This window comes from Cellvibrio sp. BR, from assembly GCF_000263355.1.
Classification (GTDB): domain Bacteria; phylum Pseudomonadota; class Gammaproteobacteria; order Pseudomonadales; family Cellvibrionaceae; genus Cellvibrio.
Genome location: NZ_JH668200.1, coordinates 1,156,675 through 1,182,123 on the forward strand (window position 1 = coordinate 1,156,675; position 25,449 = coordinate 1,182,123).

Consider the following 25,449-nt stretch of genomic DNA (forward strand, 5'->3'; position numbering starts at 1 on the left):
ATTGATCTTTATGGATACCTGCGTTCGCAGGTATGACGAAAATCCTATTTTACCCGCCTCCCTGGTCTCGCCCCTGCGACAATTTGTCACTGTTCGTCGCGCCGCAAACTGCCTACTCTGCTCCTCAGGAAAATCCATTAAAAAGTAGGGCGGGTGGGACTAGTGAGACGGTTGTTGGCGGTTGTGCTGGCGGGTGCTGGTGTGCTGAGTATGGGTATGACCAGCGTTGCGCAGGCACATGAACAGGTGTTGAAAAAAAAGCGCACTAAAAATCCGCAGCAGGTTGAAGAGGTAAAAGTCTGGGGTGACGCACGCGATGCGAGCCGCGCCGGTTATACCAATCCCACCAGTGTGCTGACGCAGGAAGATATGGTCAGCATCAATGCGACTACTACTGAAGATCTGGTCAAATACGAACCCAGCCTGGTAATTCGCAAACGCTATATTGGCGATTCCAACGGCACCCTTGGCCTGCGCGGTTCCAATATGTTTGCAACGCCGCGCTCCATGGTATTTGCCGACGGCGTGCCGCTGCATTATTTGCTGCAAACCCGTTGGAGCGGTGCGCCGCGCTGGACCATGGTGAGTGCGAGTGAAATTGCGCAGGTGGAAATTCTCTACGGGCCTTTTTCTGCCGAATACAGCGGTAACTCCATGGGCGGTGTAGTGCTGATTGAAACCGCCTTGCCACAAACACGCAAAGTGCATGTGGATCTGGATTATTTCTCGCAAGATTTCTCCGCCTACGGTTTTTCGGATCGCTTAACCGGCACCAAAACTTTTTTTTCCTACGGCGACAAAATTGGCGACTTGAGCATTTATTTTTCTTACAACCATCTCGAAAACGACAGCCAACCCCAGTCGTTTTATTATGACTATCGCGCAACACCCGCTAGCGGCGCCACAACGGTCACCGGCGCCATTGTGCAGCGCGATGTCTATGGTAAGCCCGCTTACTACTACGGCGATACCGGCGTTGAACAAGCGCGAACTGATAATTTTAAAATCAAATTAGGTTACGACTTTAGCGACGACTGGTCAGCATTGCTCAACCTTGCCTATGAGGATCGCACTACCTTGCGCGAGGCCGCCAACAGCTATTTGCGCAATGCCGATGGCAGCACAGCCTGGGCGGGAAATTTTGTGCAGGACGGTATCGGCATGAATATCGCCGCCGGTCGCTTGGGTAATAGTGAGTTGGAACGCAAAAGTTTATCGACCGGCCTGCGCGTAAAAGGAAAATTGAATGATCAATTGCGCGTGGAAACCAACCTCAGTGATTTTCGTATTCTCAAAGATAACAACCTAAGTTCCAGTCGCAACCCGCAAGATCCTCTCTTTAATAACACCGGCTTAACGGCGGATTATGACGATACCGGTTGGCAGACACTCGATGTGAAATTGGTGCTGGATGATGTGGGATTGGAAGGCATGCAATGGCTGGGCGGTGTGCGCCACGAAAGTTATCGCCTCAATCTTGATCAATACAATTCCAACAATTGGCTGCAGGGCGACAAGGCCGGTTACACCAGCCGCAGCGGTGGTGAGACCAGTATTGATGCTGCGTTTGTGCAATTAAATTGGGATATTAGCGCGCGTTGGGATTTGGCCTTGGGTGGCCGTTACGAACAATGGCAAAGTAAAAACGGTTATTTCAGCCGCAACAATCCCATCAGCTCCGCTTTTGAATTAGTCGATGTGGAAGATGCAAAACATAATCAATTCTCGCCAAAATTTTCACTCGGCTTCGTGCCTGCCGATGAATGGCTGCTGCGTTATTCCGCCGCGCGCGCCTATCGCTTTCCGATTGTGGAGGAACTATTTTCCCAAAGCCAATCCTATTCCGGTTCCACTGTGCCGCGCCCGGATTTAAAACCGGAAAATGGTGTGCATCACAATGTAATGTTGGAAAAACAATTTGATGGTGGCTACGTGCGTATTAATTTATTTAGCGAAACCATAGAGGACGCGATTGAATCGCAAAGCAACTTCTCCACGCTGGTAACCACTTTTTCTGCCGTCGATGAAGTGCAAACCGATGGTGCGGAATTGATCCTTAATTATTCTGGCCTGTTGGTGCCCGAGTTGGATGCGCGGTTTAATGTCACCTATACCAAATCAGTGATTGAAGATAACAGCACCGCCGAAGGCCCCAACCCAACCACCAGCATTGAAGGCAATGACTACCCACGTATGCCGCGCTGGCGCAGCAACTTATTGCTCACTTATCACGTGAATGACAAATGGGATCTCAGTGGTAATGTGCAATATGCCGATAAAAGTTTTGGTCGCCTGCAAAACGACGACATCGCCGAAGGCGTGATGGGCGCACAAGATGGCTATACCCGTGTGGGCGTAAAAACCACATATGATTTCAGCGAGCAAATTGAAGTCGGTTTCGGTGTGGATAACCTCACCGATGAACAAAGTTATGTGGCACACCCATGGCCAGGGCGCACACTTTATTTAAGTCTTTCGTACGACATGTAAGAACATAAAAAATAACGAAGTGACCGTAGGTTGGGTTAGATGCGAGTGCAACGAGCAGCGTAACCCAACATGACCATCTTCGTGAATAAATGAGAGAGCAAAAATGGCAGGCAATACCAGTAATTCTAAAGCCCTCTATCGCACCATTTGGCGCTGGCATTTTTATGCCGGCATTTTTGCTATTCCGTTTGTGATTTTATTATCGCTCACCGGCGCGATTTATTTATTCAAACCCTATTACGAGCACTGGCAAGAGCGTGATTATCGTGGCCTGCAAGTAACGGGCGAGGCACTCGCACCTAACGACCAAATCACTACGGCGCTGGCAGCGGTCGAAAACGGAAAATTATTAAGTTATCGCCTGTCGCAATCCTCCGATGAAGCCGTGCTAATTAAAGTGCAGGCGGATACCAACTGGATGGTATTTGTAAATCCCTACACCGGTGCTGTGCTTGCAAAAGAACGGACTGACGATCAGTTAATGAATATCGTCAAAACCATTCACGGCGAATTGTTGCTCGGTAATGTCGGTTCAATATTGGTAGAGCTGGCGGCCTGTTGGGCAATTGTATTAATCGTCACCGGTTTGTATTTATGGTGGCCGCGCAATACACGCGGCATGGCAGGCATTATTTATCCGCGCCTGCGCGAAGGCAGCAGAACATTCTGGCGTGATATTCACGCGGTGACCGGCATCTGGATTTCTGCAATGGCATTATTTTTATTAATCACCGGTTTACCCTGGGCATTAGTTTGGGGTAGCGCATTAAAAGAAGTACGCGCAATTGATTTCTCTGCACAACAGGATTGGAGCCAAAGCCGCGCGCAAGAACACCAGCATTGGCGCGCACAAGCGAGCGATGTTTTTAATTTAACCCCCGCTGTGATCACTACTGCGCAACAATTACAGCTCGCACCGCCCGTGGAATTAAGCGTGGCTGCCTCTTCTCAGGCTTCACATCACAAAGATCACAACGAACATAATCATCATGAGTTGATGGCGCAAAGCTGGAAAGCCTCCTCGCAGACGTCTAATCGTCCCCAGCGTGCGGATGTATGGATCAATGGCGATGGCAGCATTGAAAAGCGCAGCGATTTTGCACAGAAAAAACTACTGGATCGCGCCATCGGTATAGGCGTAGCCGCACATGAAGGTTATTTATTTGGCCGGTTTAATTTAGTGTTAGGTGTACTCACCTGCGCAGGCTTAATACTCATCAGCGTTAGCGGTTTTATTTTATGGCGCAAACGCAAACCCGAATCAGCATTGGGCGCACCACCACCGATGCCCGCCCGTGTTGGTTTTACAGTAGTGGCAATCACCCTTGGTCTGGCAATTTTTCTGCCGTTATTGGCGATTTCGTTGGTTGCAATTTTGGTAATTGAATTTTTTGTACTGCGCAGGTTAAAAGGTGTCAACCAGTGGTTGGGTTTGGGGTGGTAATGTTTTTCTGATTGACTAGTTTGTCTTGTCCTTATCATACTCTGTGACGCAATGAATCATGTGAGTCCAAAAAATGACCTCCTCCCCAGAACTGGTAATGAGTTTCGGCGATGTCGCCCACGCCATTCAGCTTGCGCTGGCGCCCGTGTTTTTGCTCACCGGTATTGCCGGTTTGCTGAATGTAATGGCCAGTCGCCTTGCGCGGATCATTGATCGTGGGCGCAGCCTTACGGAGGAAGAACTTCCTGCGCATTTGCGCGATTCGGATGTCCTGTTTAAAGAATTAAATCGCCTTGAACGCCGCCGCCACTATGCCAGTTCGGCAATCACGGCTTGCACTTGTTCTGCGTTGCTGGTGTGTATGGTGGTGGCATTTATTTTTTTGCAGGTATTGTTGCAGGTGGAATTCAAATGGGTGATTAGCGCGTTATTTACTGCATCAACGCTAACCTTAATTGTTGGGCTTGGATATTTTTTGCGTGAGGTACATTTGGCAACGCGCACGGTACGGATTCAAATAGTGGCGCGTGCCAACTAAAAATGCTCGCTTTGTAGTGGAGGGATAAAAAATCTACCAAATCGATCTTCATTCCCAATTTTCACTATTCTTCGATCAGGTGATCTATGTCTACAGCAATCGGATTCACGTTTGCATCATAGGAGCGTCTCAACGTACCCTTCTTTCGTCTTAATGCATAGGCTCTCATCGTAGAAATGGGGGCAAACTCTAGCCCGTCAATCGGTGAGTGTCCTGTTATAACAGGAGTATTGAAATTTATATTTTTTTCATTATCTAAAGGAATTGTCCATTTCCCTCCATTTCTATTTATCATCAGCTCGCCTAAATATCTAGCAAAAAAAACCACCATTTTAGATAGTTCATCTTTGGGTAAATCTTTAGAAACTATGTCAAATAATTTCTCAAGGTTTTCGAGGTCCCTTAATGAATAATCAAGTGGTATTTGATTTTTTTCGGCGGTGCCTTTCAAATTTTCTAATTGATCATCCATTATCATTAAAAAATTTTCGAAGGTTTCTTCTGCTTGTTTTCTTGTAAAAGCCATTTTTCCTGCTAACTAGTTTTGGGGGGATGTAAATATATTTTTTGAATTTTTAATTCTTACGTATTTCACTAAAAATTTAAAATAGTTTTTTTGATGTATGCAATGAATATTATGAGAGCGATAGATCCGCTGGGTAGTGCCAATGTTTTTTAATCTCGGAGTCGTCTATATTTAATAGATTCACTATCAATACGGCTTCCAAGCTCCAGTAGCCGAAATAGAAATCCCAGTTTCCCTCTTCTTCATTTTTCTTGCTGTGATTGTTGTACCACGCTGACTGCCAACAGCTTGAATACCAATCATCCAGAAAGGTTTTCAATAATTCTATCCGTTTGCCAGGTGCTTCTTCAAAAACCTTTAGTAATGGTCGATACAGGTGTGGAAAACATAAGGAGCTTGCTTGTGCTGTGTTTTCATCCCCTAGTGTAATCGCAATTTTGTCCAGAAGTGCATCTTCACCTCTGTTGCCTATGCAGGCGAGGATTTCCAAGCAGTGTTCTTTGGGTTGTTTTGTGGCTACAGCAAGGGATAGCCACCACAGGCTATTAATGTAAAGGCTAATTGGGTGTATTCCATCAATTTCATCGTCACCGGTAATCCGTTCAAATTGTTGACGATAAATTTGTTGCCTTTGGGGCAACGTGCTGGCCTTTACGAGAAATATTTTTCTTGATTCAAGAATTTTTCCCACTTTTGGTTTTAGTGCATCAAGCGGTTCGCCACTTGAATAGCTGGCGATGGAGTACATTAATTGCAACTCAAACAAGTCGTTCGCTACTTTGGTTTGTTCGTCAGGAAGTGGCATAGAGCCGTCTTCCAGCGCAAGGGTTAAATTTTCTATTCCCTCGATGTATTGCGGTAAAAGATTCTTAAAGTAGTCTGCACTTTTTCGTGTATCTCGTGGCATTTCTTGTCGCTCGTAAACGATTAAAGTTGATTAATCATCATGCACTAATGCAGCGGGATAATATTTATGGTTTCGGTAGCCGCTATCATCTAGTTTGAATACTAATGTTACCAACGCGGCTTCAAAGCACCAGTAGCCTGCATAGCCAAAGTTATTGGTGATATTGTGTGTATCATAGAATCCATTTTTAACACACGCGGGGTACCAGGCATCCATAAATTTGTTCATGAGCATAGGTTGTTGTTCTTTTTCTGCCTCAAGAGCATCTAGTAGCAACTGGTAAGGTTTTGCATAAAGTACTTTGGTGCCAATAGGACGATCTGTATCGCCTAGCTTTACTGCAATCCGATCAAAAATTGTATCCAAATCTTGGTTGTCAACCAGCTTAAAAAGTTTAGCAAAATAATCTGTTGATGCGTCGGCTGCTAAAGCAAAGGAAATCCAAGAAAATGTTTCTTTATATGTTGAAAAATCTAAACGCTCCCACTCGACTCTTCGATCTGCATCTTCTGGTGGCAATTCGTCAGCAAATTTATTTTGCATTTCTCGATATTTCAATAAATCCACCAAATTGTGCTGTAAATTTTTAAGAGTATCACCTCTTGAGTAGCAATATTTCATCCGATTAAGAATGAGCCGACAAAGCCCTGCTGAGCCGCCCATTCTACCGTATGGCACTAATTTTTCTGGTTGCTCTAATCGCTTTTGATAGCGTGCGATACTATCATCTATGTCTGCAATAGCCTCATCGAAATAGCTTTTATCTCTTAGAGAATCACGTAACATTTTATACCTCACTATTTAATTATTTTTGATGCGACACTTCCGTATGGTTTTACACGAATTAATCGCTTTTCAACGGTGCCATCACCAAATTCCAAACCTTCACGGATCGCTTTAATATCTTTTTGGGTTAAACCAGCTTTTTCCAATCTATCACTGCCAGTAACCCATGAATCACTCATCTGTATACCATCGGCAGTTTTCCCTAACTTCGCCGTACCATATTTTGCTTCCGTAATAATGTAGTCTAGTGGTGGACTAGTTTTTTTATAAACTCCATCAATTCTTGTCGCTCGTAAACGATTAAAGTTAATTAATCACCATGCACTAATGCAGCGGGATAATATTTATGGTTTCGGTAGCCGCTATCATCTAGTTTGAATACTAATGTTACCAACGCGGCTTCAAAGCACCAGTAGCCCGCATAGCCAAAGTTATTGGTGATGTTGTGTGTATCATAGAATCCATTTTTAACACATGCGGGGTACTAGTAATCCATAAATTTGTTCATGAGCAAAGGTTGTTGTTCTTTTTCTGCCTCAAGAGCATCTAGTAGCAACTGGTAAGGTTTTGCATAAAGTACTTTGGTGCCAATAGGGCGATCTGTATCGCCTAGCTTTACTGCAATCCGATCAAAAAGAATATCCAGACCTACGTTATCAACGAAGTGAAAAAGTTTTTTCAAATAATTCTGGCTGGCTCCTGCACTTACTGCGAAAGCTAGCCAAGTAAATGTTCCTTTATACGTTGAAAATCCTAATCGTTCCCATTCGACTCTATTTTTGGCCGCTTCTTTAGGTAATAGGTTTGCATAATGAAGTTCCATTTCTCGATGTTTTAATATGTCAATAAGGTCTTTTTTTGAATCTATTGTGGTGTCACCGCGAGAGTAGCAATAGATTAATTTTTCTATTAAGTCATTGCATAATCCTGCATTGGTTTTCATTGCTGCAAGTGGTTTTAGCGTGGCTGTATTATTTAGATAATCGATCTCTTCTAATATGAAATCAGTGCTATTTTGAATCGCATTATCAAAATAATCTTTATCTCTTAATTTATCTCGTAACATGATGTTGTCCTTTTTTTAAATTCTTTACCCGCTTAAGGTATTGTTCTCACAGTAGTGCTTCCATCAGGTTTAACTCTCAGAAGAATTTTTCCACTGTGCCGTCGCAACGCCTTAATCCTCGTTTAATCGCGTCTATCTAATTTGTTGATAGTCCTGCCTTCTCTAATCGATTACTTTCCGTAATCCAGCCATCACTCATCTGTTTTCTATCTGCAGTATTTTCTAATTTTTCAGTATTGTATTTGTCTTCGGTAATTACATAGTCTGGTGGTGGATTTGGATGTTTGTATGCACCATCAATACCTGTTTCACCTGGCTTATAAGTTCCATTTGTATTGCCTAAAGGTTGATATCCATCGTTTACCATCTTATCGCGTGCAGTTTTTTCGCCGAAGGTCGCTTTTTGATGAGCAGTTTTTGGTGAAGAAGTTTTTTCTGGTAGTAGATCGGTATTTACATTGGTTTTTTTATCAACACTGCCTGATATTTTCTTGCGCAATTTTTGCGATTCAATAATTTACCTAGATTTCTAAATATCGAGCCAAGGCTTTGTAGTTTTCCGGCGTGGTGGATTTTGCTGAAGCCACGAAATATTCTGCTTATTTAAAACGCAAGAAATGGCACAAAAAATGCCCACTATAAAATGGGCATTTATTCGTTGTTAAACTGGGGAATGTGGAAAAATAATATATGCTTCGATTTTAAATTTATTCAATATTAAGATAACCTAAATCACCCAACATGTCGCGAACATTTATTGCTAATTTTATTTTTTCGGATGAAATATCGGAAACCTCATCATCCAACCAAAAATAAACTCCTTCTTTTGTTGCTTGTTTTGATATTTCATGCGGAATATTTTTTAAGACGTCAATATTTTTAAAATAATTTAACCACCCTATTTGTATATCATAGGGCTTTTCGTAATCAACAACTTGATCAAAGAGACTATCTGTAGATACGTATGCAGCAAGTAGCGGAACTACAGATAGCAGATGTTCTATAAACTTTTTTATTGTATCTGTCTGGTGAAATTTCTCGTGACCGATCAGAGGAAATTTTACATTGACAAAACCGATGCCGTCTTCCCCGCCAGCTCTTATTGTTATGGTGTATTTCCCATCTTGAGATTTCTTTGTATTAGAGTATGAATTAGAAAATCCCGCCCATGAAATGGAATCCAACAAAAAATCCTTTGAACCCGTTGGATTTTTATAGTTAATTTCTTTGTCATAGATATGCTGAAAAACTATTGAACTAAAATTTGAAAAATCATCTTCGATCTTTGTCCAGGAGCTTGCCGAATCACCCCAACTATTAACAATCTCGAAAATAGGGTCAAATTTTTGTATATGCGAAATAATAATCTCGCTTAGCTTTATGTATTCATTTGCAGTCAACATTGAGCATTTGAATCTAGTGATCAATTCCAGCATATCTTTCATATTTTTTATCCTTTTGGTGTTACGAAAACTTGGTCTTACCCACAAAAAGTAGACACCATTTCGATCCAGTCTCCCAATCTTTCGCATCAATTAACGTATTGGTTTCAGGGTCGTAACCATCAAATTTCTTTTTGCCACTTTTCATTCGATCTGTTTTAACAACGTATTCCGTATCCTTTGGCGCACCAGTAACTTTGGCCTGATAATCTGAACCTTTTTGTGGTGTTGTTTATTTTTGCCAAGTACCAGGACCCCCATCACTTTGCCCGTGTTGGTAGGTAGGTTTTTTCTTCGGTGTTAATTTTTTATCCTCTGGCAACTCCGTCTTAACCGGTTTTTTCGTATCAACATTAACACGAACTTTTCTGCGCAATTTTTTGCGCTTCAATAATTTCCCTAAATTTCTAAATATCGAGCCAAGGCTTTTTAGTTTTCCGGCGTGGCGGATTTTGCTGGCGCCTTAGGCGACGTTGCCTATGCCGCCGGTGAACATGAGGAGTAGTGCGGTGAGGACGATTTCAAATACGCCACCACCGGCGAATTCTGCCCATTCGATGCTGGATTGCGCTCCGGCGTAATCTTTACCAAATTGTGTGAGCATGTCGAGCGATTCTTTGTCGTCGGCGATGAAGGCGGTGATTTCGTAGGCTTTGGCAAAGAGTTCTTTAAGGCGTTGTAATCCTTCACAGGATGGGTGTTTAGTGTCTACGTCAAGAACACTGGCATTTGCATATTGTTGTGGATGCGAATAAAAAATGCCCACTCTGTGGTGGGTATTTTTTAGTTGCTATTTACTAATTTGATCCAAATAACTCGCCTGCACTAGGTAGTACAACTGGAGTATCCAAATCACAGAGCATAGAGAGCTGCTCTAATATTTTTACTTTTTTGATGTTGTTGATGTCCGCTGTGCCACCCAATGCTAGTGCAGGTGAGAATGTATACATTTCATCATGCTCTAGCATCCCATACTTTTTTAGGCAGCGCTGAAAGAGTGCTTTGTTGCTTTTATCTTTGTAGTCTAGGATTTTCTTGTCGAGAGTCATGAAAAATATCCCCATTCTTCTTTCTATTTTTTTCCTATCCTGTGAGAACTTATCAAGTGTTCCGGGTAAAATGTTATTTAAATGAGGGTTAATAATTGTAAGATCTTTGCTTTTATCTCCAAAAACATATAGTTCACCAAAAGCTGTGCGTGCTATTACATAAAAATTTTCCCGCTCGAAAAGTAGAGTCTTCGCGAAATATTTTTTAATTATATCATCGTAGTCTGTAGGATTAACCAACCACATCAAGCCTTCACCAAATCCAGAAAAACCATACTCTCTCCAATAGCCCAAAAGTCTATTTGGTAATTTTTCTGCGAACATGTCAATTAAATATTGTTCGGTTTTAATGGAGTCAATGATGGGCGAAAAACCTTCTCCATTCAGAAACTCATCAAAATATTCATCCATATCTAGTCTCCTAAGGACAGCGGTGCATTTTTACATTCATTTTATGGTCGCTTTGTCCATTTTTTATGGCTTCTTCGGCAACCCTATCCAAATCAGAGACCCTTGATTTCCATTGTGCTCCGATGGATTTGTTAACTCCTGCATCTCCAAAATCCGTCGTTATATCTTTCCCTGCAGCAATCATATCAGGGTTGTGAAGTGCGTTAAGCGTTTTCATTTTGTCTGAAGCCATTTTTGCAGCTTCTTTTTTTGTTTTTGCTAGGCCTGTATCTAGATAATCGTTGGCTAGCTTTTTTTCATATTTTTCTCTTACTGCAGTGGTGCTTGCTCTATTGCCCGTATAAGCTTTTCTGCCATCCAAATATTCCTTGGCAGTCATATCATTCTGCCCTTTTTGTTGCCCCTTTAATTGACGGGCATACTACAAAGGATCGCCTTTTGCATTCTTCTTAAAGCAAGGCACATCTGTTTCTTTTAATTTTTTTGCCGGAACAACAGAAGGTTTTTTACCCTCTGGCAACTCCGTCTTAACCGGTTTTTTCGTATCAACATTAACACGAACTTTTCTGCGCAATTTTTTGCGGTTCAATAATTTCCCTAAATTTCTAAATATCGAGCCAAGGCTTTTTAGTTTTCCGGCGTGGCGGATTTTGCTGGCGCCTTGGGCGACGTTGCCTATGCCGCCGGTGAACATGAGGAGCAGTGCGGTGAGGACGATTTCAAATACGCCACCACCGGCGAATTCTGCCCATTCGATGCTGGATTGCGCTCCGGCGTAATCTTTGCCAGGTTTAGTGAGTGTGTCGGCGATTAATTCACTAGATGTGCGTTTCGTGCTGCCACAACGTGAGCAATAGCCTTGCTCTTCTTACAGGCTTTTAGTTAAATTTTTGAAGAGGGGAGATGTAGTTAAAACGCCCTCATTTTTCGGTTGAGGGCTTAATAAAAAATATATTAAAAGCTACTTTCCGAACGCTTTGTTGGCTAGGCATTTAATGTCCATAATCTCGCGCTGGCCCATACTGGCTAAAATTTCATTTTGGATAAAGAAGTTTACTTTGTTAACTGCTTTAAATGTCTGTTCTCCACCCAGAAATGGCGCAGGCTCAAAGGTAAACATTTCATCATCTGCTAAGGCCCCCAATCTATCGATAGCGTATTGGAATATTGGTTCTTCGGTGTTGATGTCCTCTATATCCAAAGAAGAGGGCTTTAAGACGGTAAAGAAATTCAGAATTGCTTCGCTTGAACCCTCCTTGTTAATATAGTTTTCATCCGATCCATTATCAAAAATAGATCCTTCTAGTATCTCAATGTTGAAGTGTTGTCCGGTTTTTTCACCCCATAAAAAAAGTTCACCAAATCCAGAGCGAGCGAAAACATGAAAAGTGTCAATTTCAAGTAAACCAGTTCCCTTTAGCCAAGTTGGAATTGTCTCTCTGTAGATTTCTGGATTTACTATTTGGAATAGTCCGTCTAGAAAGCTACAAAACCCATATTCTGTCCAGCAATCGATTAGTGCATCGGGTAACCTATTTCTATATTTTTCAATTGTTTCTTGCGTAGCAATTTGTGAGTGTATCGGGCTTCCGAACTTTTTCAAAAACCATTCAAATTTTTTATTTTCAGTAATGCGCATCGTTTTCTCCTGTTATTTGCATCTCTCTAGGGTTACATTCATTTTTGCATCAGATCCTAGCTCTGCTGCTGCTTCTTGAGCCTTTCCTCCTTGCGTAAGAATTTCCCTTGCTTTTTCATGACCATATTGATCGGTTAGTTGTTGCAATGTTTGCCTGTTCTGCAAATACTCTCCAACAGTCATTTTATTCAATCCAGCTTCCTGCGCTTTTAATTGCTTATAAAATTCCTTTTCCATTGCTTGGGGGTCATCTTTAAACTTTTCTTTGAGTGCATCGCCAGGCTTAAAGCATTTTGGTTTATGTTCATCCATTTTCTTAATTGGTTTAACGGAAGGTTTTTTATCCTCTGGCAACTCTGTCTTAACCGGTTTTTTCGTATCAACATTAACACGAACTTTTCTGCGCAATTTTTTGCGCTTCAATAATTTCCCTAAATTTCTAAATATCGAGCCAAGGCTTTTTAGTTTTCCGGCGTGGCGGATTTTGCTGGCGCCTTGGGCGACGTTGCCTATGCCGCCGGTGAACATGAGGAGTAGTGCGGTGAGGACGATTTCAAATACGCCGCCACCGGCGAATTCTGCCCATTCGATGCTGGATTGCGCTCCGGCGTAATCTTTACCAAATTGGGTGAGCATGTCGAGCGATTCTTTGTCGTCGGCGATGAAGGCGGTGATTTCGTAAGCTTTGACAAAGAGTTCTTTAAGGCGTTGTAATCCTTCACAGGATGGGGGTTTAGTGTCTACGTTAAGAACACTGGCATTTGCATATTGTTGTGGATGCGAATAAAAAATGCCCACTCTTTGGTGGGCATTTTTTAGTTGTTATTTACTAATTTGATCCAAATAACTCGCCTGCACTAGGTAGTACAACTGGAACGTCCAAATCACAGAGCGTAGAGAGCTGCTCTAATACTTTTACTTTTTTGATGTTGTTGATGTCTGCTGTTCCACCCAATGCTAATGCTGTCGAGAATGTATACATTTCGTCATGTTCTAGCATCCCATATTTTTTTAGACAGCGTTGGAAGAGTGGTTTTTCGTTCTTGTCTGCATAGTCGACCGATTTTTTGCTCTTTATTTCGAAAAAAATTCCGATACTTTTTTCTAAAGATTCTTTATCAGGTGTTAGAGTCTCAAAGTCTCCCGGCAGTATATTGTTTAGATGAGGATCTATAATTGTGGTTGAGGTGCTCTTATCCCCCCTAATGTATACTTCTCCAAATGCTGTTCTGGCTACAGCATAGAAATTTTCGCGCCCCCATAGTTTGGTCTGGGCAAGCCATTTATCTACAATTGCTTGATAGTCATTGGGATTAACAACCCAGAAAATTCCATCACCAAAGCCTGAAAATCCATATTCTTTCCAATACCTCAATAATCTTTCTGGTAGCTTTCCACTAAAATAACTTAAGGTCTCGTTATCAACCGGGACTGAGTCAACAATTGGAGAAAAGCCTTCTCCGGTTAAAAATTCTTTAAAATATTCGTCCATATTTATACTCCTATGGGCAGCGATGCATTTTTACATTCATTTTGTGGTCGCCGTGACTATTTTTTATAGCTTCTTCTGCCGTTTTATCTAATTCGGATATGCCCTATTTCAAAGAATATTAACTTAGTTCAATAACTATCGATGAAATCTGAATTTCGTTTTCATACTTTATATTTCCTCTCGCATCTATTGATTTCATTGGGTGGCTTGAGATATCGATTTTTCCTGCCAGAATAATGAATGTCTTTTTATTCAGGTATACTTTAGAAAAATCCTCTCTAAAATCATAATGCGAATCGATGATGTTGAAGTACTGTTTTATGTCTTTAAGTGTTAATTTTTTCTCTTGAACAACCAAACTCAATTCTTCTGGTTTTCCAAAGTCAAACATTATGAATCTATCAAAAATTGGAGAATTTGATTTGTAATGATAAACACCTTCGATATTTGAGTGCGAAAATTCGGAATTATTTTTTAAAAAGGTGTCTGCTCCATACGCAAGAATGTTATCAGTTGCTGACTTAATTGATTTTATTTCAGATTTCATTTTATTGCCTTAATTTTTGTTGGTGATGCATTTGGATTAAACCATTGTGTTTCACCACCTTGAAATACTTTTCCGGATCCGTTCCAGTCTTCAATGTTTGCAGCTGTACTTTTCAAAAATGTATCTGACTTTCCGTTTGTTACCTCTATCATTTTTCGACCATTTATATCAAAACCTAGTTTTGAGGCGTCGACATTAGGGGATTCATAAAAGTATGAGCCGACTTTTGGTTCTCCAGTCGTCCGATCAAGGTAGGAATATTGATACAATTTTCCACCTTCTGGATGCTCGACTATCGACACTGGCTTATCAAAATCTATTCCTATTAAATGGCTATCATAATCTTTATATCCCGCATTTCTGTAATATTCATCCGCAGTTTCAAATCTTTTTCTTTTGTCTGGCGGCCAACTTTTAGCGTCTTCTCGAATATCTTTCGGATTGGTTTTTAGCTTCTGCGGTGGTGAATGTAATTGTGTATTTTCCGGCAACTCCGTCTTAACCGGTTTTTTCGTATCAACATTAACACGAACTTTTCTGCGCAATTTTTTGCGCTTCAATAATTTCCCTAAATTTCTAAATATCGAGCCAAGGCTTTTTAGTTTTCCGGCGTGGCGGATTTTGCTGGCGCCTTGGGCGACGTTGCCTATGCCGCCGGTGAACATGAGGAGCAATGCGGTGAGGACGATTTCAAATACGCCACCACCGGCGAATTCTGCCCATTCGATGCTGGATTGCGCTCCGGCGTAATCTTTACCAAATTGGGTGAGCATGTCGAGCGATTCTTTGTCGTCGGCGATGAAGGCGGTGATTTCGTAGGCTTCGGCGAATAATTCTTTGAGGCGCTGTAGCCCTTCGGAGGATAAATGTTTGGCATCTATACCCAGAATTCGGGTGATGCTTTTTATTTATTCAGATTACGGGAAAGGGAGGTTAATGGGAGAATGCATTAAGCCTTTTGCTCTCTGCAAAAGGCTTAATTAAAGGATGAGTTAAGCGCTACTATCCTAGTGTTTTTTTAGCTAAACCTTTCATATCTGTTATTTCTCGTTGCCCCATACTTGCCAATATTTCAGATTGAATAAAAATATTAACTTTATTAATAGTTCGTAATGATCTTTCGCCGCCGATGAAGGGCGCAGGCTCAAAAGTGAACATTTCGTTGCTTTTTAAAGGATCAAATTTACTAACCGCATCCTCAAAAATAAAATTTCGAGTGTTCGAGTCTTTGGTATCTATCGTGTCAGGACTTATGATGCCAAAAAAGCTTTGAATTACATCGTCTGCATTACCTGCCAATATTTCTTTTTGGTAACTTCCATTATTAAATATTCTGCCATTCAAAGGATCAATGCTCCAGCTTCTACCCGTTTTTTCACCCCACAGATAAAGCACCCCAAAGCCTGAACGAGCAAAAACATGAAAATTATCCGTTTCCAAAATTCCAGTCCCTTTTAGCCAAGTATTAACTAATGATTTGTAGTCGTTAGGATTAACGATCCAAATAAGGCCATCTTTGAAGCTACAAAAGCCGAACTTCCTCCAGTATTCAAACAGTCTATTTGGTAGTAACCCTTTGTAAGTATCAATTAAGTTTTCAGTCACATCTTCGGCTAACTGGGGTTTTCCGAATTGTTCCAGAAACCAAGAAAAATCTTCATCAAGTACGAATGCCATAGAAATCTCCTACTTGCATCGTTCTAATTTAACGTTCATTTTTGTGTCGGGGCCAGAAGTACTCATTGCGTTTTTGGCAGCATTATCCATTCCATCTACGCGACCATCCTTAGCCCATTGCGATCCAAGAGATGAATTTACATTTTTATTCCCCATTCCAGAAATTGTATCATTTCCCCCTGCTACAAGGTCAGGATCGTGTAACGCAGCTAACTGATCCATTTGTTTCTTGACTTGATTATTAGCAATCACTTCTGCCTCTTTACCTCTTATATTTTTTTTCTTAGAGACTCTTTTATTGACTCCTTCATTTTTGCAGCAAGATCATCTCTAGCATCTTGCTGTGCTTTACCCCCATTAGTAAGGATTGCGCGTGCTTTTGAATGTCCATGTTGCTCCGTAAGTTGTTGTAGCGTTTGGCGGTTTTGCAAATATGTGCCAACGCTCATTTTATTGATTCCCTCTTCCTGAGCTTTTAGCTGGCGATAAAATTCTTTTTCCATCCCTTGGGGGTCATCTTTAAACTTTTCTTTGAGTGCATCGCCAGGCTTAAAGCATTTTGGTTTGTGCTCATCCATTTTCTTAATTGGTTTAGCGGAAGGTTTTTTATCCTCTGGCAACTCCGTCTTAACCGGTTTTTTCGTATCAACATTAACACGAACTTTTCTGCGCAATTTTTTGCGCTTCAATAATTTCCCTAAATTTCTGAATATCGAGCCAAGGCTTTTTAGTTTTCCGGCGTGGCGGATTTTGCTGGCGCCTTGGGCGACGTTGCCTATGCCGCCGGTGAACATGAGGAGTAGTGCGGTGAGGACGATTTCAAATACGCCGCCACCGGCGAATTCTGCCCATTCGATGCTGGATTGCGCTCCGGCGTAATCTTTACCAAATTGGGTGAGCATGTCGAGCGATTCTTTGTCGTCGGCGATGAAGGCGGTGATTTCGTAGGCTTCGGCAAAGAGTTCTTTGAGGCGCTGCACTCCTTCCGAGGATAGGTGTTTGGCGTCTATAACCAGAGTCTGGGCGATGGAATCTAATTGTTGATATAAATGAAAAATACCCACTAGTGGGTATTTTTTACAGATGAGTAAAGTGTGTGCTTTTTTTGGAAAGTTTGATAATTATTATGAGAACGATAGATCCGCTGGATAGTGCCAATGTTTTTTAATGTCGGAATCGTCAATATTTAATAGATTCACTATCAGCACAGCTTCCAGGCTCCAGTAGCCGAAATAGAAATCCCAGTTTCCCTCTTCTTCATTTTCCTTGCTGTGATTGTTGTACCACGCTGACTGCCAACAGCTTGAATACCAATTATCCAGAAAGGTTTTCAATAATTCTATCCGTTTGCCAGGTGCTTCTTCAAAAACCTTTAGCAATGGTCGATACAGGTGTGGAAAACATAAGGAGCTTGCTTGTGCTGTGTTTTCATCCCCTAGTGTAATCGCAATTTTGTCCAGAAGTGCATCTTCACCTCTGTTGCCTATGCAGGCGAGGATTTCCATACAGTGTTCTTTTGATTGCTTTGTGGCTACAGCAAGGGATAGCCACCACAGGCTATTAATGTAACGGCTAATCGGGTGTATTCCATTAATTTCATCGTCACCGGTAATTTGTTCAAATTGTTGGCGATAAATTTGTTGCCTTTGTGGTAGCGTGCTGGCCTTTACGAGAAATATTTTTCTTGATTCGAGAATTTTTCCCACTTTTGGTTTTAGTGCATCAAGCGTTTCGCCACTTGAATAGCTGGCGATGGAGTACATTAATTGCAACTCAAACAAGTCGTTCGCTACTTTGGTTTGTTCGTCGGGAAGAGGCATAGAGCCGTCTTCCAGCGCAAGGGTTAAATTTTCTATTCCCTCGACGTATTGCGGTAAAAGATTCTTAAAGTAGTCTGCACTTTTTCGTGTGTCTCGTGGCATTTCTTGTCGCTCGTAAACGATTAAATTTGATTAATCACCATGCACTAATGCAGCGGGATAATATTTATGGTTTCGGTAGCCGCTATCGTCTAGATTGAATACTAATGTTACTAGCGCAGCTTCAAAGCACCAGTAACCTGCATAGCCAAAGTTATTGGTGATGTTGTGAGTATCATAGAATCCATTTTTAACGCACGCGGGGTACCAGGCATCCATAAATTTGTTCATTAGCATAGGTTGTTGTTCTTTTTTTGCCTCAAGGGCATCCAGCAGTAACTGGTAAGGTTTTGCATAAAGTACTTTGGTGCCAATAGGGCGATCTGTATCGCCGAGCTTTACTGCAATTCGATCAAAAAGAATATCGAGTCCAGTGTTATCAACCAAGTAAAAAAGTTTTTTCAAATACTCCTGGCTGGCTCCTGCGCTTACTGCAAAAGCTAGCCAAGTAAATGTTTCTTTATAAGTTGAAAATCCTAATCTCTCCCATTCAACCCTGTGCTTCTCTTCTTCTTTTGGCAGCAGATCTGCATAATGAAGTTGCATCTCTCTATATTTCAATAGATCGATAAGATAATTTTTTGACTTTTCTATTTTGTCACCACGGGAATAACAAAATTCTAATCTGTCCAATGTTATTTGACATAATCCTGCACTTGTTTTCATCGCGGCAAGTGGTTTAAGTGGATTTGTCGTATTGATGTATTCAATTTCTTCACTGATATACTCGTCAGTAAATTTAATCGCCTCATTGAAATACTCTTCGTTTCTCATTTTATCTCGCAGCATTAAGGCTCTCCTGTTGAATTGCTTTGTTTAAATGATGTTGGTTATGGGATTTTTTTAATTACAGTAGTGCCATCTGGTTTAACCCTTACAAGAAGTTTTTCTACTGTACCATCTCCACGCTTTAATCCCTGAGCGATAGCCTTTTGCTCCGATGGTGATAAACCAGCCTTTTCTAAACGCTTTCCCCCTGTAACCCATTTGTCGTCTAACTGCTTGGTACCATCCTTTAATTTGCCTAATTTTGCAGTATTGTATTTGGCTTCGGTAATTACATAGTCTGGTGGTGGATTTGGATGTTTGTATACACCATCAATACCTGTTTCACCTGGCTTATAAGTTCCATTTGTATTGCCTAAAGGTTGATAGCCATCGCTTACCATTTTTTCGTGTGCAGTTTTTTCGCCGAAGGCCGCTTTTTGATGAGCAGTTTTTGGTGAAGAAGTTTTTTTGCCTGGTGGTAGATCGGTATTTACAGTGTGTTTTTTATCAACACTGCCTGATATTTTCTTGCGCAATTTTTTGCGCTTCAATAATTTCCCTAAATTTCTAAATATCGAGCCAAGGCTTTTTAGTTTTCCGGCGTGGCGGATTTTGCTGGCGCCTTGGGCGACGTTGCCTATGCCGCCGGTGAACATGAGGAGCAGTGCGGTGAGGACGATTTCAAATACGCCGCCACCGGCGAATTCTGCCCATTCGATGCTGGATTGCGCACCGGCGTAATCTTTACCAAATTGGGTGAGCATGTCGAGCGATTCTTTGTCGTCGGCGATGAAGGCGGTGATTTCGTAGGCTTCGGCAAAGAGTTCTTTAAGGCGTTGTAGCCCTTCAGAGGATAAATGTTTGGCATCTATACCCAGAATGCGGGCGATGTCTTTTATCTCTTCGTCTTGCAGGTTTTTGGCAAGGCTTTGTTTCCATTGCGCAGAGGTAAGTGTGCCGTCGTAATAACTTTTGTAGCCTGCGTGTAGCAAATTGTTGAGCCGTTCCAGTGGACTCAAGTATTGCGCGACTTCGGCGGTTTTGACCACTACATCTTTAGCGAAGGTGACAAGGCCAACCGCGCCATTCCAAAAACCTTTGGTGTAGGCCCAGTAATGGCTACCCGCTTGTTGCAGTGCATTTTGTTGTGCGAGTTCTTTTTCGTGTTTGGCGGCTTCGGCTTTTTGTTCCGCAACTATCGAATCCAACACGGTTTTGATATTGGTGCGGGTTTGTTTGAGTTCGTCCTCCAGATCGTCTGACGCCAATTCAAATTCAACGGAACCCGGTGGCAAATTGCTGAGGCAGGCTTGGCCTTGGTCGTTGAGTTTGCCGGCCCAGGTCATGCCTTCACTGTCGGTTGCAAGAAAGCTGCCTTTTACCGGCTTGCCGTTGGCGTATTTGTATTCCACTTGAACCCAGTGTGGTCTGTCCGGGTCGGTGATACTGGTGACGGCTATGCCTTCGCCTAGTTGAGTCATGCTGAGGTCCTTTCTGGAATTACACAGATAGCAGCGCGATAGGCGCTATCGGAGGCGGTGCACACAAGGGCGGTGGTAGGTGTTGAGGGTTTAAGGCAGTTTAAGGCGGCGAGTGTGATCAGTGCGCCGCCGGTGGCTGCCCCCAAATCGCCGTAACAATCGGCGGGGTGTTCGTGTTTGAAATTGATGAGTCTGTGGCTTGAGCGGGTCATGGCGACGCCGAATTCTTTTGCCCAATAGTGCTCGCCGTTCATACTGCTGAACACTGTGCTGATGGAGAGATGTTCCGGTAGCTGCGACAGGGCGGCTTTTACTGCTGTGTCCAGGCCTTTGCCTTGAGAGGGCAGTTCACTGTAAATATGTCCCGGTTCTTCGCCAAAACCGGGTTGGCTCAGGGTGATGCGATAACCCTTGTCGGTCATGGCCAGCGCGGGGTTGTTGGTTAGCAATAAAAAGGCAATGCCTTCGCCGGGCACAAAGGTGTCGGCTCTGCCGTGAGGGCTTTCGGATTTGAGGCGCCCATCGCGTTCCAATGCGTGCAACCAATTGCTGTGTTGGCAGCTATCGACGCCGCCAATCAGGATTTGCTCGAAGTGCCCGCCCTGTAGGTAGTGTTGCGCCAGTCGGATGGCTTCCAGCATGCCGGTGCGCCCGGTGCAGAGGATGCGACTGGCGCTGTAAAGGATAGGCAGTTCCGCCTGCGTGCGCAGCAGGGAGAGAAATTGGTTGGGTAATTGATTGTCCACACCGGGGTAGTTTTCCGGCCCGGCCATAATTAGTGGAATGGGGGCGCCCTGGTGTCCGGCAAGTATATCGAGCGCGCCAGTGCTGGCCATTTGTAACAGGCGTTCGTCGCGAAAGCTTAGGTCTGTGTCTTCCAGATCTTCGGCCAAGGGCAACAGTGCGCCGTCTGGAATGAGGGACAGCGTAATTTGGTGATGATCTGCGGTGTGGTAATTCGCCGACTTATAAGTGTTGATGCCTGCGCGATAAGCGTAAAAATTACTGAGAGAGTTGGGGCCAGCAGCGGTAATAAGGTGGGTCTTGGCAATATAGGTGGTGTGCACGCGACTAATCTCCCTGTTAGGTCGCGGTGGATGCTAGCGATTCCTTTCGCGTAAAAAAACCTACTGGTGCAAACTTTTTGTGATCGCCATCAATAATATTTCAACTGCGTCGCCTTGCCATGGAATACGCGATAGGCAAAGAAGGTGTAGCCGAGGATGGTGGGCAACACAATTATCACGCCGAACAAAATAAACATGAGTGACTCGGGGGCGCTGGCGGCTTGCCAGATGTCCATTTGGTTGGGTACAACGTAAGGATAAAAACTGTAGGCCAAGCCGATAAAACTTAACAGGAAAATCATCGCGGCGGCGACAAAAGGAATCCAGCAGCCGACATCATTCGCGTAGGGTGCGCGGCGTAAATAGCGGTCGGCAATAAAAAATAAAAGAAAACAAAATACCGGAATTACCCACAATACAATTACCAGCGGTGTGCCAAACCATTTATCAAAAATGGTATTGCTCACTAATGGATTAACGATGGATACCGCGATAATGCCGAGTGCCATCAACCATGCGCAGCGGCGTGCCCACCAGGCGGCGCGTTTTTGTAAATCACCTTCGGTTTTCATTACCAGCCACGCCGCGCCGATAAAGGTGTAACCCGCTGTTACGCAAATTGCACTGAGTGCGGCAAATAAATGCGCGGCGATGGTGTCTTCAAAACCCATGACAAAAAGGCCGAGCATATAACCCTGCGCCAGAGTGGCGAGTAATGAGCCTGCTTGAAAAACCCGATCCCACAAACGTTTATGGTCTTCCGGCGCTTTGGCGCGAAAGTCGAATGCCACTCCGCGCAATATCAACCCGGCAAGCATTACGGTGACGGGCAAATATAAATTCAACAAAATCGTGCTGTGCGCGCTGGGGAAGGCAATTAATAAAAGACCTATACCTAATACCAGCCAGGTTTCGTTGGCGTCCCAAAACGGGCCGATACTTGCGATCATGGTATCGCGCTGTTCTTCGGAATCGTTTGGCAATAAAATCCCGACGCCTAAATCGTAGCCATCAAGAATCGCATAAATAAATAATGCGAGCCCCATCAAGCCAATAAAAATAACGGGCAACCAAAATGCTTCGCCGGACAAGGTGCTGATATCGGTCATACTATTTTCCTCACAGATTTTCTTCGACGAGTTTTTCTTGCAGCGTTTCAATTTCTTGCGGACGATCCACCAACACCGATTTTCTCGCCATCACAAATAATGTGCGGATATAAGCAAACAGCAGTACTACGTAAAGCGTTAAATAAATGGCCAGCGAGGTGCCGACATTCGTGGCGGGTGTGCTGGTGACCGCGTCGGCTGTTTTTAATACACCGGTCACTAACCAGGGTTGGCGACCAATTTCTGTGACGTACCAGCCTGCCAGCGTGGCCAACCAACCGGAGAAAGTCATGCCGACAAATACTTTCAGTAAGAGCGGCGGAATTTCCTGCTTGCGCCAATAACAATAACAGCCCCACCAGGAAACGAGCAGCATGAGTACACCTATGCCCACCATCATGCGAAAGCCATAAAACAGCGGTGCAACCGGTGGGTGTGCATCAGGAAATTCATTTAAACCTTTTAATTCGCCGTCCATTTTGTGGGTGAGAATCAAGCTCGCCATGTTGGGAATTTCAAGCGCGTATTTGTTGGATTGGGTTTCCTTATCGGGAATCGCAAATAGCACCAAAGGCGCGCCCTTTTCGGTATGCCATACTGCTTCCATCGCCGCAATTTTTGCCGGTTGATGTTCCAGTGTATTTAGTCCGTGTAAATCACCCAGAAAAATTTGCATAGGAATTAATAGCGCTGCCGCAATAGTGGCCGTTTTTAAGGCAAGGCGCGGTGCGGGTTTGTGATCGCCTTTTAAAATGCGATAAGCAGAAATACCCGCAATTAAAAATGCAGCGGTTAAACCTGATGCGATCAGCATGTGCGATAAACGGTAGGGCATGGATGGATTAAAAATAATTTCCCACCAATCCAGTGGAAAGGCTTTGCCATCACGCATTTCAAAACCGACCGGCGTTTGCATCCAGGAGTTCAGGGCGATAATCCAAAACGCTGACATGCTGGTGCCAAAGGCGACTAAAAATGTGGCAAGGGTATGAATGCGGTTGGAGACGCGATCAATACCAAACAACATAATGCCGAGGAAAGTGGCCTCCAGAAAAAATGCGGTCAGTACTTCGTAGCCGAGCAGCGGGCCTGCAATATTGCCCACGGTTTCCATATAACCCGGCCAATTAGTGCCGAATTGAAAACTCATGGTAATGCCGCTCACTACACCCAGTGCAAAACTCAGGGCAAATACTTTTACCCAAAAGCGATAGGCGCGCATCCATACTTCGTCGCCACTGAAGTTGTAGCGCACTTTGAAATAAAACAAAAACCAACACAGCGCGATGGTGATGGTGGGAAATAAGATGTGAAAGGAAATATTTGCCGCGAATTGAATGCGGGAGAGCATAAGCGTTTCGAGCATGACGGGTACCTCGGTCAATTATTTCGTGGATTCTTTTTTGCCACCCAATAAACGGTCTTTCATATCGAGCACTTTGCCAATACTGCTACCAAGCTTGAGCAGCTTGCCGAGGTTGGCGGAATCGAGCCGTTGAATTTCCTGCGTCCAGAGCGTGATCATTTCGATCAACTCGTGCATTTCACGCATACGCTGTTGTGCGTATTCTTCGTCGGCATTGGCGGGTTTTTCGATCAGCAAATTGCGCAGGGTTGAGAGTGTCGGATCAATCTCACGCTTGCGACGCTGTTCGATCAAGGTCTTGGCGATGTCCCAGACATCGCCCGGCGCGGAATAAAATTCTTTGCGCTCACCGGGGCGATGCTGCAGTTTCACCAGCTCCCACGACATTAATTCTTTTAAACCCATGCTGACATTGGAGCGGGAAATACCCAGTGCCTCGGTCATATCGTCGGCGCATAGGGGTTCTTTGCTCAAGACTAACAGGGCATACATCTGCCCGACTGTGCGGTTGATCCCCCAGCGGCTCCCCATTTCACCAAAATGGAGGATGCAGGATTGGATCATCGGGGTGAGGGTAATAGACATTTGCGAGATTCCTGTAATTTCAGTAATTACTGAAATTACAGGAATCATTGATTTGGGTCAAGATGAAAAGCACTTCATTGTGCGTTTGCGGAACTGGTGTAATTGCGAAGCTTGTGTAATCGAGGAGCTAGGGCAATGTGGATTCTTTAGGCGGCGGCTATTGCCCCCACTTCATTTCGCCCATGATGACTTTTGCACTTAAACCCAAAATGCTGTCGCCACCAATAGTGGGGTAGCTGGTTTTCATCTTGGCAATCAATTCAGCGGAATTGATTGAGGATTTGGCGGCGGCCTCAAAGTCCTTAATGTAGTTGCGGGTAAAGTTAACGGCATCAAGAGTCATTGGTTTGTCGCCCAGCATGTGGCCTGCAATGACGGTTTCCGGTTGTAATTTTTCAATTGTATCGAGCGTTTTGTACCACTTCTGACGCGACTCGGGCGTTTGGGTATCCGCTAAAAAAACATGCATGTTGTTAAATACCACTACACCACCCAACATGGTTTTGCTGGAGGGAATCCACACAAAAGTATGTTTGGGATCGTGGCCATCAATACCGACTATTTGTACTTTTTCACCATCAATCATCAATGTGTCGCCTTGCAGCACCTCCGGTACAACCAGTGTTTGCGGTGCATTTTCTTTGAGGATCGGCCCCCAATAAGCCTTTTTCGGCTCCATGGATGCTTTGATATAGGCTTGGGTATTTGCCGTGGAAACTACCTTGGCATTGGGGTAGGCGGCGGTGATGACATCCAGGCCAAAATAATAATCAGGGTCACCATGGCTGATATAAATAGTCGTTAATGTTTTACCGGATTTTTTGATCAGCTCAACAACCGACTGCGCATCATTCCGCTGGAACTGGGCGTCAACCAAAATGGCTTCCTTGGGGCCGGTAATTAATACCGAACTCACCGGGAACATGCTTTTTTCCTGAGGATTAAAGAGGGTGGTTTCCAATGTTGCACTGAGTGCCTGTGCGGCGCCAGTCACCATGGCAAAGAATGCACCTGCCTTAATTAATGTTGATGAAATTTTCATAGTAGCCTCTAAAAATTGGGTTGGTAGGTTTGTCCTGGAGGTGGACTTTAGGCTGATCAGGTCGCGTGAAAAATAGGCTATGATCTAAATCATCTTTC

At 43.5% G+C, this 25,449-nt stretch carries 29 protein-coding genes and 3 pseudogenes; 3 read left to right on the top strand and 29 right to left on the bottom strand.

The window, feature by feature from the left end:
• Positions 1-162 precede the first annotated feature (162 nt).
• The 3 genes from O59_RS04815 (at position 163) to O59_RS04825 (ending at position 4,472) form a co-directional block, all read left to right on the top strand.
• Positions 163-2,490 (top strand): TonB-dependent receptor, encoded by a 2,328-nt coding sequence (locus tag O59_RS04815; protein WP_232283037.1) that lies wholly within the window; start codon positions 163-165, stop codon positions 2,488-2,490.
• Positions 2,491-2,593: 103 nt separating this feature from the next.
• Positions 2,594-3,934: a PepSY domain-containing protein gene (locus O59_RS04820; RefSeq protein ID WP_007640080.1), complete on the top strand. Its 1,341-nt coding sequence runs from the start codon at positions 2,594-2,596 to the stop codon at positions 3,932-3,934.
• Between the two features lie 73 nt (positions 3,935-4,007).
• Positions 4,008-4,472 carry a DUF2721 domain-containing protein gene (locus O59_RS04825; RefSeq protein WP_040391183.1) on the top strand — a complete coding sequence of 155 codons (465 nt, stop codon included), beginning with the start codon at positions 4,008-4,010 and terminating at the stop codon, positions 4,470-4,472.
• A gap of 64 nt (positions 4,473-4,536) precedes the next feature.
• On the opposite strand, the gene O59_RS04830 is transcribed toward O59_RS04825, so the two are convergent.
• From O59_RS04830 to O59_RS04950, 29 genes and pseudogenes are all read right to left on the bottom strand, one after another.
• Positions 4,537-4,998 carry a hypothetical protein gene (locus tag O59_RS04830; protein ID WP_007640084.1) on the bottom strand — a complete coding sequence of 154 codons (462 nt, stop codon included), beginning with the start codon at positions 4,996-4,998 and terminating at the stop codon, positions 4,537-4,539.
• A 109-nt stretch (positions 4,999-5,107) separates the two neighbouring features.
• Positions 5,108-5,905 (bottom strand): PoNe immunity protein domain-containing protein, encoded by a 798-nt coding sequence (locus O59_RS04835; protein WP_007640086.1) that lies wholly within the window; start codon positions 5,903-5,905, stop codon positions 5,108-5,110.
• Positions 5,906-5,935: 30 nt separating this feature from the next.
• The gene (locus O59_RS22220; protein WP_081489635.1) at positions 5,936-6,691 is read right to left on the bottom strand and encodes a PoNe immunity protein domain-containing protein; all 756 of its coding nucleotides are present in this window, start codon (positions 6,689-6,691) and stop codon (positions 5,936-5,938) included.
• Between the two features lie 11 nt (positions 6,692-6,702).
• Positions 6,703-6,870 (bottom strand): hypothetical protein, encoded by a 168-nt coding sequence (locus O59_RS21670; protein ID WP_007640089.1) that lies wholly within the window; start codon positions 6,868-6,870, stop codon positions 6,703-6,705.
• A 131-nt stretch (positions 6,871-7,001) separates the two neighbouring features.
• Positions 7,002-7,154: pseudogene (locus O59_RS22275) on the bottom strand (PoNe immunity protein domain-containing protein); the annotation flags it as partial.
• Positions 7,155-7,175: 21 nt separating this feature from the next.
• The gene (locus O59_RS04845; RefSeq protein WP_007640092.1) at positions 7,176-7,757 is read right to left on the bottom strand and encodes a PoNe immunity protein domain-containing protein; all 582 of its coding nucleotides are present in this window, start codon (positions 7,755-7,757) and stop codon (positions 7,176-7,178) included.
• Between the two features lie 136 nt (positions 7,758-7,893).
• Complete coding sequence (locus tag O59_RS04850; RefSeq protein WP_007640094.1) at positions 7,894-8,256, bottom strand: hypothetical protein; 363 nt, start codon at positions 8,254-8,256, stop codon at positions 7,894-7,896.
• Between the two features lie 208 nt (positions 8,257-8,464).
• Positions 8,465-9,202, bottom strand: coding sequence for a hypothetical protein (locus O59_RS04855; RefSeq protein WP_007640096.1), 738 nt, complete (start codon positions 9,200-9,202; stop codon positions 8,465-8,467).
• 19 nt (positions 9,203-9,221) lie between these two features.
• Positions 9,222-9,398 (bottom strand): annotated as a pseudogene (locus O59_RS22280) (Tox-REase-5 domain-containing protein); the annotation flags it as partial.
• 264 nt (positions 9,399-9,662) lie between these two features.
• Positions 9,663-9,965 (bottom strand): hypothetical protein, encoded by a 303-nt coding sequence (locus tag O59_RS21300; protein ID WP_007640103.1) that lies wholly within the window; start codon positions 9,963-9,965, stop codon positions 9,663-9,665.
• 31 nt (positions 9,966-9,996) lie between these two features.
• Complete coding sequence (locus O59_RS04865; protein ID WP_007640105.1) at positions 9,997-10,659, bottom strand: GAD-like domain-containing protein; 663 nt, start codon at positions 10,657-10,659, stop codon at positions 9,997-9,999.
• A 10-nt stretch (positions 10,660-10,669) separates the two neighbouring features.
• Positions 10,670-11,068: pseudogene (locus O59_RS21615) on the bottom strand (polymorphic toxin type 15 domain-containing protein); the annotation flags it as partial.
• Positions 11,069-11,080: 12 nt separating this feature from the next.
• Positions 11,081-11,353 carry a hypothetical protein gene (locus O59_RS21620; RefSeq protein ID WP_007640107.1) on the bottom strand — a complete coding sequence of 91 codons (273 nt, stop codon included), beginning with the start codon at positions 11,351-11,353 and terminating at the stop codon, positions 11,081-11,083.
• A gap of 267 nt (positions 11,354-11,620) precedes the next feature.
• Complete coding sequence (locus tag O59_RS04875; RefSeq protein ID WP_007640108.1) at positions 11,621-12,298, bottom strand: GAD-like domain-containing protein; 678 nt, start codon at positions 12,296-12,298, stop codon at positions 11,621-11,623.
• A 12-nt stretch (positions 12,299-12,310) separates the two neighbouring features.
• Entirely contained in the window at positions 12,311-13,096 is a 786-nt protein-coding gene (locus O59_RS04880; protein WP_007640109.1) for a polymorphic toxin type 15 domain-containing protein, read from the bottom strand.
• A gap of 31 nt (positions 13,097-13,127) precedes the next feature.
• Complete coding sequence (locus tag O59_RS04885; protein WP_007640117.1) at positions 13,128-13,790, bottom strand: GAD-like domain-containing protein; 663 nt, start codon at positions 13,788-13,790, stop codon at positions 13,128-13,130.
• A gap of 118 nt (positions 13,791-13,908) precedes the next feature.
• Positions 13,909-14,337, bottom strand: a complete 429-nt coding sequence (locus O59_RS04890) for a hypothetical protein (protein WP_040391185.1) — start codon at positions 14,335-14,337, stop codon at positions 13,909-13,911.
• Complete coding sequence (locus tag O59_RS21960) at positions 14,334-15,110, bottom strand: polymorphic toxin type 46 domain-containing protein (protein ID WP_007640121.1); 777 nt, start codon at positions 15,108-15,110, stop codon at positions 14,334-14,336. Before O59_RS21960 ends, O59_RS04890 begins: the two co-directional genes overlap by 4 nt.
• 229 nt (positions 15,111-15,339) lie before the next feature.
• Positions 15,340-16,014: a GAD-like domain-containing protein gene (locus O59_RS04900; protein WP_007640122.1), complete on the bottom strand. Its 675-nt coding sequence runs from the start codon at positions 16,012-16,014 to the stop codon at positions 15,340-15,342.
• A gap of 9 nt (positions 16,015-16,023) precedes the next feature.
• A complete protein-coding gene (locus tag O59_RS04905) occupies positions 16,024-16,287 on the bottom strand; it encodes a polymorphic toxin type 15 domain-containing protein (RefSeq protein ID WP_081489636.1) in 264 nt (87 codons plus the stop codon).
• Positions 16,284-17,078, bottom strand: a complete 795-nt coding sequence (locus O59_RS04910) for a polymorphic toxin type 15 domain-containing protein (protein ID WP_007640123.1) — start codon at positions 17,076-17,078, stop codon at positions 16,284-16,286. The genes O59_RS04905 and O59_RS04910 overlap by 4 nt, the downstream gene beginning before the upstream one ends.
• A 60-nt stretch (positions 17,079-17,138) precedes the next feature.
• A complete protein-coding gene (locus O59_RS04915; RefSeq protein WP_007640125.1) occupies positions 17,139-17,936 on the bottom strand; it encodes a PoNe immunity protein domain-containing protein in 798 nt (265 codons plus the stop codon).
• A 30-nt stretch (positions 17,937-17,966) separates the two neighbouring features.
• Positions 17,967-18,722 carry a PoNe immunity protein domain-containing protein gene (locus O59_RS04920; RefSeq protein WP_040391194.1) on the bottom strand — a complete coding sequence of 252 codons (756 nt, stop codon included), beginning with the start codon at positions 18,720-18,722 and terminating at the stop codon, positions 17,967-17,969.
• A gap of 41 nt (positions 18,723-18,763) precedes the next feature.
• Positions 18,764-20,182: a hypothetical protein gene (locus tag O59_RS21965; RefSeq protein WP_007640129.1), complete on the bottom strand. Its 1,419-nt coding sequence runs from the start codon at positions 20,180-20,182 to the stop codon at positions 18,764-18,766.
• Positions 20,179-21,249, bottom strand: coding sequence for a beta-ketoacyl synthase N-terminal-like domain-containing protein (locus O59_RS04930; protein ID WP_007640131.1), 1,071 nt, complete (start codon positions 21,247-21,249; stop codon positions 20,179-20,181). The genes O59_RS21965 and O59_RS04930 overlap by 4 nt, the downstream gene beginning before the upstream one ends.
• 89 nt (positions 21,250-21,338) lie before the next feature.
• Positions 21,339-22,358 (bottom strand): cytochrome d ubiquinol oxidase subunit II, encoded by a 1,020-nt coding sequence (locus tag O59_RS04935; RefSeq protein ID WP_007640133.1) that lies wholly within the window; start codon positions 22,356-22,358, stop codon positions 21,339-21,341.
• 10 nt (positions 22,359-22,368) lie between these two features.
• A complete protein-coding gene (locus O59_RS04940) occupies positions 22,369-23,724 on the bottom strand; it encodes a cytochrome ubiquinol oxidase subunit I (RefSeq protein WP_040391196.1) in 1,356 nt (451 codons plus the stop codon).
• A gap of 18 nt (positions 23,725-23,742) precedes the next feature.
• Entirely contained in the window at positions 23,743-24,303 is a 561-nt protein-coding gene (locus O59_RS04945) for a GbsR/MarR family transcriptional regulator (protein ID WP_040391534.1), read from the bottom strand.
• Between the two features lie 163 nt (positions 24,304-24,466).
• Entirely contained in the window at positions 24,467-25,351 is an 885-nt protein-coding gene (locus O59_RS04950; RefSeq protein WP_007640139.1) for an MBL fold metallo-hydrolase, read from the bottom strand.
• Between the last annotated feature and the right edge of the window lie 98 nt (positions 25,352-25,449).